9 protein-coding genes are annotated in these 13965 nt (G+C 57.6%); 4 read left to right on the top strand and 5 right to left on the bottom strand.

Annotated features, from left to right (window positions below; translation table 11 throughout):
• Nucleotides 1-21 precede the first annotated feature (21 nt).
• On the top strand, nucleotides 22-198 hold the full coding sequence (locus TERRO_RS23075) for a hypothetical protein (RefSeq protein WP_014784998.1): 177 nt from the start codon (nucleotides 22-24) through the stop codon (nucleotides 196-198).
• A gap of 92 nt (nucleotides 199-290) precedes the next feature.
• Here the strand turns inward: TERRO_RS23075 and TERRO_RS05430 are convergent, their stop codons facing one another.
• The 4 genes from TERRO_RS05430 to TERRO_RS05415 form a co-directional block, all read right to left on the bottom strand.
• Nucleotides 291-1316, bottom strand: coding sequence for an AI-2E family transporter (locus TERRO_RS05430; RefSeq protein WP_014784997.1), 1026 nt, complete (start codon nucleotides 1314-1316; stop codon nucleotides 291-293).
• A gap of 93 nt (nucleotides 1317-1409) precedes the next feature.
• The gene (locus tag TERRO_RS05425; protein ID WP_014784996.1) at nucleotides 1410-4139 is read right to left on the bottom strand and encodes a cation-translocating P-type ATPase; all 2730 of its coding nucleotides are present in this window, start codon (nucleotides 4137-4139) and stop codon (nucleotides 1410-1412) included.
• Nucleotides 4140-4208: 69 nt separating this feature from the next.
• Nucleotides 4209-4784 carry a hypothetical protein gene (locus TERRO_RS05420; protein WP_014784995.1) on the bottom strand — a complete coding sequence of 192 codons (576 nt, stop codon included), beginning with the start codon at nucleotides 4782-4784 and terminating at the stop codon, nucleotides 4209-4211.
• A 19-nt stretch (nucleotides 4785-4803) separates the two neighbouring features.
• Complete coding sequence (locus tag TERRO_RS05415; protein ID WP_014784994.1) at nucleotides 4804-5652, bottom strand: universal stress protein; 849 nt, start codon at nucleotides 5650-5652, stop codon at nucleotides 4804-4806.
• A gap of 153 nt (nucleotides 5653-5805) precedes the next feature.
• Here TERRO_RS05415 and TERRO_RS05410 point away from each other — a divergent pair, with 153 nt between their 5' ends.
• Entirely contained in the window at nucleotides 5806-7680 is a 1875-nt protein-coding gene (locus TERRO_RS05410) for a heavy metal translocating P-type ATPase (RefSeq protein WP_217164453.1), read from the top strand.
• Nucleotides 7681-7742: 62 nt separating this feature from the next.
• On the opposite strand, the gene TERRO_RS05405 is transcribed toward TERRO_RS05410, so the two are convergent.
• Complete coding sequence (locus tag TERRO_RS05405; RefSeq protein ID WP_014784992.1) at nucleotides 7743-8558, bottom strand: FadR/GntR family transcriptional regulator; 816 nt, start codon at nucleotides 8556-8558, stop codon at nucleotides 7743-7745.
• A gap of 281 nt (nucleotides 8559-8839) precedes the next feature.
• On the opposite strand from TERRO_RS05405, the gene TERRO_RS05400 reads away from it, so the two are divergent.
• On the top strand, nucleotides 8840-12163 hold the full coding sequence (locus tag TERRO_RS05400; RefSeq protein WP_245536219.1) for a carboxypeptidase-like regulatory domain-containing protein: 3324 nt from the start codon (nucleotides 8840-8842) through the stop codon (nucleotides 12161-12163).
• A 33-nt stretch (nucleotides 12164-12196) separates the two neighbouring features.
• On the top strand, nucleotides 12197-13954 hold the full coding sequence (locus TERRO_RS05395; protein ID WP_014784990.1) for a GH39 family glycosyl hydrolase: 1758 nt from the start codon (nucleotides 12197-12199) through the stop codon (nucleotides 13952-13954).
• Nucleotides 13955-13965 lie beyond the last annotated feature (11 nt).

Genomic DNA, 13965 nt, shown 5'->3' with positions numbered 1-13965 from the left:
AGCAGCACAAGGAGCCCCCTGATGATCGATCCGAATTTTCAAAACATTTCAGATGAGCAGGAGCTTGAGGCTCCGGCGACTCTTCGCAAGTGGGCTGCGCCTGTGGCTATTGTTTCCAATGTGGTCGACGTTACGAAGAGCGGCACGGTGAACACTCCGTACGACGGCAGCACGGGTTCGACGATCTACGCCTCCTAAGCGTCGTTCGCTTCAGTTTCCCGTTACTGCAAGCCTTCCGCATAGTTTCCCGTCTGATCGGTTATGCCGATGGTCCGGGGGTGCTTCCTTCCTTACGTCGAGACGGTTCCTCTCTGCTTAGCCCAGATCTTTAGCAGCGCTTCGCAGACGGTGAGAATGACTGGGCCGAGGATGAGCCCGGGGACGCCGAAGAGCACGATCGCTCCGATCACAGAGAGAAACACCATCACCGTGTGCTGCCGGAGACGCGAGCCTACCAGGACCGGGTAGAGCAGATTGTCTATCGTGCTGACCACGAAGGTTCCCCAGGCGACCAGCACGCCGGCTTTAATCCAGTGGCCCGTTAGACCGAGAACGACCGCAACAGGTATCCAGACCAAGCCTGCTCCGACTGCGGGAATGATTGCGACTAATGCCGTCACAAGCCCCCAGAGTGCCGCGCTGTCCACGCCGAGTATCCAAAACGCCAAGCCAGCAACTATTCCCTGTACAGCTGCTACAGCTACTCGACCGAGTGCCGTGGCGTAGATTGTGTCGTCGACATGGTCGAGCAAGAGATCGGTCTCTGCAGCGTCCAAAGGGAGATACGCGCGCAGACTGGTAGTCGCCAGTTCGTGGTCTCGATACAGGAAGAACAGGATGACGACCATGACGACGAGCTGTGTCAGTGCGCCGAGGGTATTTCCCAACAGTCCCGCAAGATGACTTGCGACATAGCTTGCTGTGCGCTGACTGGCCTGCCCCAGATCAATCTGGCTTGCGGTATTCTCCAGCCGGGTGGCTATCGTGGGATGCCTTCCGAGCAACTCCATCAGCCTGTGTTGTGGCTGTCCGGCGCGAAGCATGTTGACGCCGGAGAGAGCCTGCCGGATGAGTTCCTGCACCAGGAAGAACGCAGGCGTGATGATGCTCACCGTCACGGTCAGAACGCCCAGCGCTGCCGCAAGCGTGGGATGCTTCACTCGATTTTCCAGCCAGCAGTAGGGCCGGTACGTCACGACTGCGAGAGTGATCGCACCAACCACTGCAGAGAGAAACGGCCACAGGATCATGCAGCAAAGGACGAGAGCAACGGCGGTAGACAGGAAGAGTGTGAGCTGCTTCCAGTTGAAGGACACGCTCAACCCCTGGGTGGAAGCGGGTTTTGCCGAGGGTTCTTGCGTATCGATGCGCCACCTCCTGCCTTCTTATTGCCGGTTTTCTAACGATCTTCAGGCCTTTGCGCGATAGCTTTGCAGTAACTTGCCCAGTTCCAGAAATGTAACTGGAAGAAGCGCAAGCATGAAGACCAATAGCCAGTCACGTAAGAACGGCAAGGCAGCGATTTGAAAGACCGGCTGGAGGATCGGAATTGTGACGATCGCAGCGAGCAGACCTGAAGAGACTGCAAACGCCGCCAACAGCCACTTGTTTGTGAACAAGCCCAGTTGCAGAAACGTGTAGCGATTACTGCGGCAGCCCAAAGCAAAGAGCATCTGCGCCAAGGCAATCGTGCAGAAGGTAGCGGTCCTTGCCGCCAGCAGGTTTACCGCCTGGCCACGATAGACCCACCAGAATGCGACTGCACTTACTCCAGCATTCAATACACCCTGATACACGATGTGTAGCCCACTTCGGAGACTGATAATCGGTATTTTGGGTGGCCTTGGTGGATGTTGCATCACGTTGGGTTCGGGCCGCTCGACTCCCAGCGCCATCGCGGGCAACGCGTCCGTGAGGAGGTTGATCACTAAGAGGTGGATTGCAACCAACGGTACCGGGAGACCAAAGATGGCAGCTCCAACCATCAAAAGGACTTCGCCAGCATTTGTTGCCAGTAAGTAGTGAACGACCTTCAGGATGTTGTCGTAGATTGTTCGACCTTCTTCGATCGCATTGACGATGCTGGCGAAGTTATCATCGGCCAGCACCATGTCAGCAGCCTCCTTCGTTACATCCGTCCCGGAAATCCCCATGGCAATCCCTACATTCGCCGCCTTGATCGCGGGGGCATCGTTGATGCCATCCCCAGTCATCGCGACGATTTCGCTTCGTCCACGCCACGCCATGACGATGCGTAGCTTATGCGCAGCAGTGACACGCGCATAGACGGAGGTTTTCAATACGGCCTCACCAAGTTCCGCATCGTCCAGCAGATTCAGATCGGAACCAAGCATTACCTGTTCCTTTACACGCATGATGCCGAGGCTCAATGCGATGGCCCTTGCTGTATCCGGATGATCGCCGGTGATCATGACCGGCCTTATCCCGGCAGAACGGCACCGGCTGACTGCCTCTGCCGCTTCCTCCCGCGGAGGATCCATCATGCCAGCGAGGCCTGCAAAGACAAGGTTTGTCTCTCCCAGTTTGTGACTCTCAAAAGCCTCTCGCGACGCCAGGCCCAAGACCCTTAGCGATCGTTGTGCCATCTGATTCGCGGCGGTGATGATTGCCTCTCGGCGGTCATCCGTCAGCAGTTGTAACCCACCACGGACGTACTCCTGGGTGCACTTGCCCAGAACAACTTCTGGCGCACCTTTGGTAAACATGAAGAGCTTTGTGTCATCCACGCGAGCGACTACCGACATGGCCTTTCGATCCGAGCTGAACGGTATCTCGAAGACGATTCGCTCCAAACGATCGTTCACGGTAAGGCCCGCTTTGGAAGCAGCAACGAGAAGTGCGGCCTCAGTGGGATCGCCGACCACCTCCCAGCCTCCACCTGCTTTGTCCGATTGCGCGACGTGCGTGTGACTGCACCACGCTCCGACCTTGAGGGCCTCCAGCAGACTTTGCTGCTGCATGGGATCGACCACGGTCCACGATTCTGCCGACTGCCCTTCGGAGTTAGCCATGCGAAATTGCCCAACGGGCTCGTAACCGGTCCCGGTAACTTCGTAGCGCTCCCCACCCGACTCAATCTCTTGCACCGTCATCTGGTTACGGGTCAGCGTGCCTGTCTTGTCTGAGCAGATGACCGTGACTGCGCCGAGTGTTTCCACGCAGGGTAGTCGACGAATGAGTGCATGGCGCGCCGCCATACGCTGAAGGCCCAGCGCCAATGCAACCGTGACGACGGCCGATAGCCCTTCCGGCACAGCCGCCACAGCAAGGCTCACTGCAAGCAAGAACGCATCAACGAGTCGACCACCTCGCGCGACCTGCGCGACAAACATGACCGCGACGATGCCGACGACCACATACAGCAGCGTCCTGCCTAATTGAGAGAGTCGTACCTGCAACGGAGTCGGTTCGATCTCATGGCGTTCGAGCATCCCTGCGATCTTGCCGATCTCGGTGCTCATGCCTGTAGCAACCACCAGTGCACTGGCAGTGCCAGCGGCCACGGACGTTCCCATATACGCCATGTTCGATCGCTCACCGAGTGGCACTGCCTCATCCAGAACCACCCGGTGATCCTTGTCTGATGGAACGGACTCCCCTGTCAGCGCGGCCTCTTCCACGCGAAGCCCCGCCGCCCCGAGCAGCCGAAGATCTGCGGGGACGCGATCGCCCGTCTCCAGTTCGATCCTGTCACCAGGGACGAGAGTCTTAGCCGAAACGCTTGTGAGTTTGCCTTCGCGTATTACCCTCGCCTGCGGAGAAGACAGTTTTCGTAGCGCAACGAGAGCGTCATCAGCACGCCCCTCCTGCACAAATCCAAGCAAGCCGTTCAAAAGCACAATCGCCAAGATGGCGATAGCATCGACCCACTCGCCCAGTGCGCCAGAGATCAACGCGGCCGCAATCAGAATCCAGATCAGCAGGTCGGCGAACTGACGGCCAAAGCGCTTCCACCAAGGCTCCGATGGGGCTACCGCAAGTTCGTTGCTGCCATACTTCAGAGATCGCTCGGCGACCTGAGCATTGGTCAGCCCCTTTTCTTCATCGGAGTGATAGGTCCGAAGAATCTCTGCTTCGCTCTGGGTGTGTGGTGACTCTGCAGTCTCTGTCTGAAGCAAGCGTGGCCGGCCTTTCTTTTCTCAAGCACCAGAGCAGCCAAGCCCATGATGGCCATTGACCTTGCCCTGTTAGACCGCCTGCTCTTGCGGAGCTCTCTTGTACATCAGAAAGCCGATCAGTTGAAGTGCCGTCATTGCTGCCACATAAGCCAACAAGCCAGCGGAGGCAGCGTCTGAGACTCTCGATACCACAATCAAGGCTAAGGCCATCAACACTTCCGATAGACCCCAGGTTATGAGCGCAGTCCTCACGACCGGATGATGACCCAAGTGCCGCGAAACACGTAATTGCGCCACTCCAAACAGCAGCGCGTGCGGTGCAACAACCAACGCGACCGTCTTCAAGGAAGAACTTTGAGTCAACGTAAGGTAAAGTCCGCAGACAACAGATGTGACGCCAAGCACCAGGTAAGTAAGAATCTCTCGCCGATGTGTCGCTCCGAATTCGAACGCAAGTATCCCCTCGGCGATTCCCACAGCGACAAGACCTGTCGCGGCAGCAATCTCCAGAGAGAGAGCCACGCTCGCCTCGACCCAGGCGCTTGGCGCCCGATGGTCCAGATAGACAAACAGCACAACAAATCCAATCAGCAACCCTGACACAATCGCGGCAAGTGAACGATGGAGCCGAAGTTCATAGCGCATCTTATGATCCTCCCAATACTCAGGACGAGATGGTCAAAACAGCACACGGCGCAGCGGCGATCACCTGAAATGCCACCTTCGGCGCGAGATGAGTTATGAACGCGGAGGCTCGTTTGACGCCGAGCACGAGAAGGTCTGCCGGAAGACGTTCCGCCTCATTACTGATGGCCTGTGCTACCGCATCGCCATGCAGGGTTAGATATTCCGTTTCTGGATAAGTGTGACTGGCACCAAGTCGATCCAAGATAAGCCGCAGCGGATCAAACAACGTTGTCGCGACGGGGAGTTGATCGGACCGTTGTACATTGAGGACCGCAAGTTTGCAGGGAGTGGCCTCGCGCAATGTGGCGACAAAGGGGGCGGCTTTTAACGAGTCCGGACGGAAATCAGTCGCAAACAGCAGCTGACGAAACGAGCCTGTCGCACTTACAGGCTGAACGTGTGGCCCGACCGTGACGACCGGGCAATCAGCTTCTCGCAGAACATATTCTGCTGTTGAACCCAGCAGGAACCTGTCCATGCCACCGATTGCGTGCGTGCCGATCACGATCATCGGAGACTTATACGACTTTGCACAGTTCAGTATCTCTTTCTCTGGAATGCCATCCTCCACGAGAAGTGTCGTGGCCTCAACGCCCAACATGGTGATTGCCTGATGAACCTCTAACAGCTGGCGTTCCGCATCCGTCCGGATCATCCCGATCATCCACTCGACTGGAATCCGATAGGGATGCCGGGCCACATACTCAAAGACGTGAACGATCTGAATCCTGCAGTGGAACAACTTAGCCATTGTCACTGCGATGGATCGTGCGGCTAGAGAAGCAGGAGAGAAGTCCGTAGCGAAGATGATTTGGTCAGGAACCATTGATTAGCAGGCCTTTCGTTCACCGATGCTAACCAGAATTTTCTGGATCGCTGGCGAGCACCGATCATAGGCCTTTGCGTTGGCAGCATGTGTGACGAGCGTCACAAATTCCCGCCACTCAAGGTCACTACTGTTGTTAATGCGGAGAAGACCTTGGATAAGCCGAACGCCCTGAGCACATGGCTCGACAGGCCCGCAACACATATCTCGATCGCTGCGTTCATCGTTGCCGGGATGTTAGGGGCCTTGGGCGTGAAGCTGCTCCTGCACGACGGGGCCCTTCTCAACATCGTGCTGCTCGTTGCCGTTGCGGGCGCCAGCATCCCCCTGGCGATCGCGCTTGTTCAACAACTCATCAAGGGTAACTTCAGCGTCGATATTCTTGCGTTGATGTCGATTGTCGCATCTCTGATATTGGGGCAATACTGGGTCGCCGCGCTCGTTGTGCTGATGCTCTCCGGCGGACAAGCGCTTGAAGGTTACGCGACAGGACGTGCATCTTCCGTACTTAGCGCGCTAGCCAAACGGATGCCACAGGCCGCTCATCGAGCCGGTGAGTCAGTGGTAGACATTGCCATCGATACCATTGCCGTCGGCGACGAACTGATCATCTACCCCCATGAGATTTGCCCGGTGGATGGGCAGGTCGTCAGCGGTGAGGGCAGCATGGACGAGTCTTACCTGACGGGCGAGCCCTTCCTGATTGCCAAGGTTCCGGGAACGACCGTCCTATCCGGTGCGATCAATGGCAACGTCGCACTTACCATCCGCGCTTCGAAGATCGCAAGTGACTCGCGGTACGCAAAGATTGTCGAAGTCCTGCACGCTTCCGAAGAGAATCGACCACGGATACAGCGCCTCGGAGACCGCCTTGGTTCCTGGTACACCCCGGCCGCCATCCTGATCGCGCTGGCGAGCTGGTACTTCAGTGGCCATTCAGAACGCTTCCTTGCTGTGCTCGTCATCGCGACGCCTTGTCCGCTCCTGATCTCGATCCCCGTTGCTATCATCGGCGCCATTTCCGTGGGTGCAAAGCGCGGCATCATCATCAAAGATCCGTCCATTCTCGAAACCATCGAAACCTGTCATGTCCTCATTGTGGACAAGACGGGAACGCTGACTTACGGCAAACCAAGCCTCACCACGATCGACTGTTTCGGCGATACCTCCAGCGACATGGCACTGCAGTATGTCGCCAGCGTTGAGCGCTACTCAAAGCACCCGCTTGCAAGCGCCGTGGTCACTGCGGCAGAGCAGCAGGGATTGGTTCGCCTCAAGGTTGAAGATGTCTCTGAGGCTCCCGGAACGGGGCTGACGGGGCACGTTGCAGGAAAGCTCGTAACCGTGACAGGTCGCGGCAAGCTCTCCCGGGAGCAACTGTTAGCCATGCCCCCAGTCGCACCCGGGCTTGAATGCGTGCTGCTTATCGACGGCAAGCTTGCAGGCGTCATGCACTTTCAGGATCAGCCTCGGGCTGAGAGTAAGCCTTTCCTACAACACCTCGACTCCAGGCACCACATCACTCGCGTGGTCCTGCTCTCAGGCGATCGCCCTGCGGAGGTCGCGCTCTTTGCATCTGGCATGGGCATCACCGAAGCCTACGGCGGTAAGAGCCCAGAAGAGAAAGTTGAATTCGTTCGCCAGGCCACGCTGAAGGAACACACCCTCTACCTTGGCGATGGCATCAACGATGCTCCGGCCATGATGGCCGCTACTGCCGGTGTCGCGCTTGGCGTCAACAGCGACATCACATCGGAGGCAGCAGGTGCGGTCATTCTTCAGTCGTCGCTTGTAAGCGTGGATGAACTGATGCACATCGGCCGGCGCATGCGTGGCATCGCGCTGATCAGCGCCGTTGGCGGGATGGGGTTGAGTCTGCTTGGAATGGCCGCAGCTTCGTGCGGATGGTTAAGCCCTATCCAAGGCGCGATCGCACAAGAGATCATCGATCTTCTCTCGATTCTTAACTCTTTACGGATGATTCTGCCGACGGGCTCGCTGAGTGACTTTGAGTCACGTCCCTTGTAGTCCGAAGTGAAAGACGGACATCCGCGGCAACTGTGACAAAGGTTTAATGCAACGCCTCAGCGTCAGTGATTGACGGGTGCCCTTAAAGACGGCACGTGCCGCCGGGCATTCCCTAACCTTGGTTTGGGTTGGTGATCGCGCTCCTTGATCAGAAGTTCGCGCGCGTCCTCGAGATGTTCCTTCATCAGTCGGGCTGCGAGATCGCCTTTGCCCTTTTCGATCGCCTGCATGATTGGTTTGTGGAATGCGAGCGTGTGCTCCAAGTCGACCAGTTGCGAGGTTACCAACATCATCTTTGCCATGGCCCGATGGATGTTGTGGAAGAGGTTTGCGGCAGTGCGATTTTTCGATGCCAGAAAGATCGCACGGTGGAACAAGAGATCGGAAGACACGAGCTTCAGCTTGTCGTTGGAGCTGCTTTCCAGGTCAAGGATGGATTGATGCAACATTGCAATGTCTTCTGGCGTGGCACGTTGCGCCGCAAGACGAGCGAGGCCGGGCTCCATCAGGAGACGCAGTTCTGTTAGGTCTTCGACGGTCGTATCGTCCAGCAGAAAAAGAAACTCGAGTGGGACCGCGAGGATCGCGGCGACGTCTGAATTCAGGTAACTGCCGTCCCCGACACGCTGCGTGATGACCCCGAGGATCTCCAGCACCTTGAGCGCCTGTCGCAAGGAGGAACGCGCCACGTTGAAGTGGGCTGCCAGCTCGCGTTCCGGTGGCAGCCTATCGCCCTGGCTTAGCTTGCCATCCCGCAGCATCTGCTGAAACTGTGTGATGAGGACCTGGGTGACATCATCTTTCCCTGTGGACGCACGTGTGAGAGTAACGGGTTTCCGAGAAGACGAAGCCTTGGCCATGTCGGCATCATCGGGCATGCGTCGACGCCGGTCAAACGAAGATTGAAAAAGGACCAAAACGACGCAGCAACACACTGCCGAGGCCGCCTTGACGACTCCTTTGCATTGGTAGTACCTTTCGAACTTTCACACCTTCCAATGCCCGCCGTGACCGCAAAATACCGGTCACAATGACGTTGACAACATTTGAAAATTGGTAGTACCTTTGCCCGCGTTCGGAAAACGAGCGGGCGGACGTCGGCCTGAAGCAGTGCCCAGAGGTGGTTATGCAGGCAAGGTGCGAAACAAAATTTCAACGAGTGCTGATCGGGTCTTTGGCCCTGGCGGCGATTCACGTAGGCGGTCTTCACGCGCAGGTGGAACAAGGGCGTTTTGTGGGAAGAATCAGCGATCCCCAGGGCGCTTCCGTCCCCGGTGTGACCGTGCAGGTGCGGAACCTGGACACGAACATCACGCAGACCGGTGTTACGAATGGATCCGGCGAGTATGTGATCACTCCGGTGCCCGCCGGCAACTATGTCCTTACCGTCAATGCGCCGGGATTCACCACGGCGAACACCAAGACCATCGAGGTGCAGGTCGGCCAGATTGTTCGCCAGGACGTGGGTCTGACGATTGGTTCGGCAACAGAGGTGGTCGAGGTGAACACGACCGCACCACTCCTTTCGACGGACTCTGCAACGTCTGGCCAGGTGATCACAAATCAGCAACTGACAGAGTTGCCACTCAACGGTCGCGGCTTCTACCAATTGGCCAGCCTGACGCCGGGTGCAGCACTCCTGCCGCCTACAGGCAACTCGCTTGCGATCCGTCCTGAGGTAGTGAACGGCAATGTCATCAGCGGTATTCGCGGCAGTGCCACCTCATTCCTGTTGGACGGCGTGGATGTCAGCGAGCAGCACCAGGGCGGCACATTCATTCAAACGTCGATTGATGCGCTGCAGGAGTTTTCCGTGCAGCAGAGCCCGTATTCGGCAGAGTTCAACCGTGGTGGCGCATTCTTCAATGCGACTACGAAATCCGGCACCAACCGACTGCACGGCACGTTGTTCGAGTTCATCCGTAACGATGCCTTCGATGCGAAGCGGTACTTTCTGCCGAGTACACAGCAGAAGCAGAAGCTTCGGCGAAACCAGTTTGGCGGTAATCTCGGCGGTCCAATTCGAATTCCCGGTTTGTACAACGGATCGAATCGTTCGTTCTTCTTCTTTAACTATGAGGGTCTGCGTTTGACGAGCGGTCAGCCGTTCACCGGAACGGTTGCTTCGGATGCGCAGCGTGCCGGCGTCTTCTCGCGCAACATCTACGACCGCACGAATTTGATCAACGGTGTGCCGCAGCAGTTCCCGAACAACACCATTCCCGGTAATCGGATTTCCGCAGCTGCGCTCAAGATTCAGCAGTACATCCCCCGGCAGAACACGGGCGCGGGCACGTTCAGCTACGCGGGTAATCAGACTATTGGGTTCGATCAATTCATCACTCGGCTAGACCACCAGATCTCGCCGGGGAACCGGCTATCGGCCCGTTGGGTGTACGTCAAGCAGCGCGAGGTGGATCCCAACTTCGCACCGGCGCTTGGCACGGCCAACCTGACCTCGTGGGGCCAGGACATCGCGGCCAGCCTGACGTCAAACTTTGGCGGCAACATGGTGAATGAACTGCGCGCCCACTTCCTTCCCAGCCACGTACGCCTTACCGCTTTCCTGCAGGGAACGGACTTCAACGGTCAGTTCGGTGTGGGCGGCTTCGGCGACCTGCTGCGCCCCGATGCGGGCGGCGCCTTCCCCGATTACGTCTGGAGTGGCTACAACTCCGTACAGGGTCAGGGCTTCGATCAGCGTCCTAAGTCGCAGGACCGCAAGGCATTTGAAATTGCGGATAACTTCACGCTTCTGCATGGACGCAATTCGTTCAAGTTCGGAGCGCTGATCCGTTATTACCAGTGGCTGGGCTATGACAGCCGCAACTACGCCGGGCAGTTCAACTTCAACGGTAACGCGAGCAACAACGCGACGTCCACGTCATCGGCATCCGCAAACTCTGGCGATGCCTATGCCGACTTCCTGCTGGGATATCCTTCGGCGGTTACGCGGTCGTACGCTGCAGACAACTTTGGCGGGCAGGGTCTTTATCGGCAATTCTTCTTTCAGGACGACTTCCGCGCGAGCGATCGCCTTACGTTGAACCTTGGACTGCGGTATGAGTACTCGCCCTGGCTGGATGGCTATAAGGGTCAGGTGGGCACGTTCGATCCAACGCGTGCTAAACCGATCATCGTATCGGGAAGTGGGCCGGTGCCGGATCTGACCGCTCAGTTCGCCGCACCGCGTGCTTACCAGGTCTTTGGGCAATACATCACAACGTCCAGTGAAGCGGGACTGCCTTCCACCATTACGCACACAGACCGGAAGCAGTTTGCGCCACGCGTCGGCCTTGCATTCTCGATCGACAAGAAGACGGTACTGCGCAGCGGCTTCGGCATCTTCTACGAACCGGAAGGTACCAGCGGCCGCGTGAACCTGAACATGCTTCCCTACCTGCTGACGGAGACTCAGAACCAGACGCAGAACGTAACGCCGACACGGACACTTTCCAACTACTTCCTGGGCAATCCACTTGGATCCATCACGGCAAACCCCAGCTTGAATCCGGCACGTATCTACGCAAGCATGGGAGCGAACTACCACTACAGCCTGAACATCCAGCGCCAGCTCTCAGACAAAGACGTCTTCGAAATTGGGTACGTTGCCAATCGCGGCATTCACTTGAGCGCTTCGAACAGCTTCAACGATCCCACGCCGGGACCCGGTTCGATCCAGGCGCGTCGTCCTTACACGCAATGGAGCGGCATCTCGTTCCAGACGCAGGACATGAACAACAACTACAATTCGCTGCAAGCCAAGTACGATCATCGCTTTAGTCATGGCTTCAGCATGCTGGTGGCTTACACCTTCTCAAAGTGGATGCAGTATGCGCAGACGCCGGCACTCGGGGGCATCCAGGGCTATGAGTATGCGCTGGCTGCCACAGACACACCCCATAACGTAGCGATCAGCGGAACGGTGCAGGTTCCTGTGGGTCGCGGACGCAAGTTCCTGAACCACTCCAACGGCTTTGTGAATGCGTTCGTAGGTGGATGGCAGTTGCAGACAATCAATATCCTGCGCAGTGGAACGCCGTACACGCCTGTTGTGTCGGGTGATATTGCAAACACTGGCGTAGGCGGGCAGCGGCCCGACCTGAGTGGTGTGAGTACTCCGGGATATGCGAAGACACTGAGTTCGTGGTTCGACAAGGGCCGCTATATTGTGGCGAACCGTGTGGCGAACGGAACGGTGGGTGGCGGCACGCGCTCCGGCAACGACGTCTTCCGTTATGGTCAGGTACGCGCCAACACGCTGCGCTCCGATGTGTATCGGCAATTCGATGCATCGGTCTTCAAGAACTTCGCCATGCCGTATGAGAGCACGCTCTCGTTCCGTGCCGAGTTCTTCAACTTGCCGAACACGCCCAGCTTCTCTGCACCGAATGCCACCATCGATGCAGCCGCCGGCGGGACGATTACGAATACTTCGAATTCCTCGCGTAACCTGCAGTTCGCGTTGAAATACAACTTCTAAGTGGCCACAACAAAGGGCGGGAGCATGCAGTCAATGCGGAATCAAGTTAAGACGATGAAGAACCAACACAACGGAGTGGCGGGTGTTCTGCTCGCCGGTGCGATTGGCCTATGCAGCGCGGCAGCCTGGGCGCAGGGAACGATCCCTGCGACGCCAGCCGCACCGACAGGCAAGCCGGTGAACATCACAGTGGATCTGAACAAGTCAGTTGGTGAGTACAAGCCGATCTATAGCTGGTTTGGCTATGACGAGGGCAATTACACGACAGGCCGCGACGGTAAGGTGCTGCTGCGCGAACTGCGTGACCTGAGCCCGGTGCCCGTATACATTCGCGCGCATCACCTGTTGACCAGTGGTAACGGTGTGCCGGAGTTGAAGTGGAGTTCGACGAACGTTTACACGGAAGACGCGAGCGGCAAGCCCGTGTACGACTTCAAGATCCTGGACGAGATCTTCGACGAGTACAAGGCTGCTGGTGTCCGGCCGATGGTGGAGCTTGGCTTCATGCCCAAGGATCTTGCAGCGGATCTGCCGAATCGGCATGAGCCGTACCAAGTGCACTATCCGCAGAATGCCATCACCGGCAAGAGCAACAATCCGCCGAAGGATTACGCGAAGTGGGGCGAGCTTGCACGCGTGGTGACGGCGCACTTTGTGGAGCGCTATGGCCGCGACACGGTGAAGCAGTGGTACTTCGAAGTGTGGAACGAGCCGGACATCGACTACTGGCACTCCACGCCTGAGGATTACTGGAAACTGTATGACTACGCCGTTGCTGGCGTGCGCGCGGCATTGCCCGAAGCGAGAGTAGGCGGCCCGGCGACAACGAGTCCGCGCAGTCCCAAGGCCTACGACTATCTGAAGAACTTCCTGGAGCACGTGAACTCTGGCAAGAGTGCCGCGAACGGAAAGCCGCTGCCCATGGACTTCATCTCATTCCATGCGAAGGGCAAGCCGACCATTCTGGAAGGCAAGGTGACGATGGGCATTACCGGTGAGCTGATGGATGTCGACCGTGGCTTCCAACTGATCTCCACGTTCCCGAAGTTTCGCTCGCTGCCCATCATCCTGAGCGAGGCCGATCCGGAAGGTTGCGCGGCATGCTCCAGCAAGGTGAATCCGGCGAACAACTATCGCAACGGCACGTTGTATCCGGCTTACACGGCCTCCGCTTACAAGCGGCTGTTCGATCTGCAGGATAAGTACAAGGTCAACCTGCTGAGTATGCTGAGCTGGTCGTTTGAATTTGAGGATCGCGAGTACTTTGAAGGCTTCCGTTCCCTCTCCACAAACGGCGTCGACAAGCCGGTGCTGAACTTCTTCCGTATGGCGGCGCTGATGTCCGGCACGCGCGTGACTACCACGAGCACCGGTATGGTTCCGCTGGACAAGATCGTGCAGACGGGCGTCCGCGAAGAGGCCGATGTCGACGCAATGGCAACGAAGGCCGCGGACAATACAGCAGCCGTCATGCTTTGGAACTATCACGATGTCGATGGAGCGGGTCCCGTTGCACCTGCCGCGATTGCGATCCATGGCTTGCCGGCAACAGCGAAGCGCGTACTGGTGACGCACTACCGCATCGACGACACGCACAGCAACGCGTACACCGTGTGGAAGGAGATGGGATCGCCACAGCACCCGACAACCGAGCAATATCAGAAGCTTCAGGCAGTGGATGGCCTGCAGACGCTGACATCGCCTGAGTGGATGGATGCGAGCGGCGGGACCATCACGCTGAAGACGGAGATGCCCCGCCAGAGCATCTCGCTTGTCACGTTGAAGTGGTAGTGGGAAGGGCC

Origin of the sequence: Terriglobus roseus DSM 18391 (genome assembly GCF_000265425.1) — a bacterium.
In the GTDB taxonomy this organism is placed as follows: Bacteria; Acidobacteriota; Terriglobia; order Terriglobales; family Acidobacteriaceae; genus Terriglobus; species Terriglobus roseus.
The sequence above is the reverse complement of the archived record's forward strand: the minus strand, read 5'-3'. Positions and strand labels throughout refer to the sequence as shown.

Coding starts and splice junctions, on each gene's coding strand:
- TERRO_RS23075 (WP_014784998.1), top strand. CDS start 22: ATGATCGATCCGAATTTTCAAAACATTTCAGATGAGCAGGAGCTTGAG.
- TERRO_RS05420 (WP_014784995.1), bottom strand. CDS start 4,784: ATGCGCTATGAACTTCGGCTCCATCGTTCACTTGCCGCGATTGTGTCA.
- TERRO_RS05415 (WP_014784994.1), bottom strand. CDS start 5,652: ATGGTTCCTGACCAAATCATCTTCGCTACGGACTTCTCTCCTGCTTCT.
- TERRO_RS05405 (WP_014784992.1), bottom strand. CDS start 8,558: ATGCCCGATGATGCCGACATGGCCAAGGCTTCGTCTTCTCGGAAACCC.
- TERRO_RS05395 (WP_014784990.1), top strand. CDS start 12,197: ATGCGGAATCAAGTTAAGACGATGAAGAACCAACACAACGGAGTGGCG.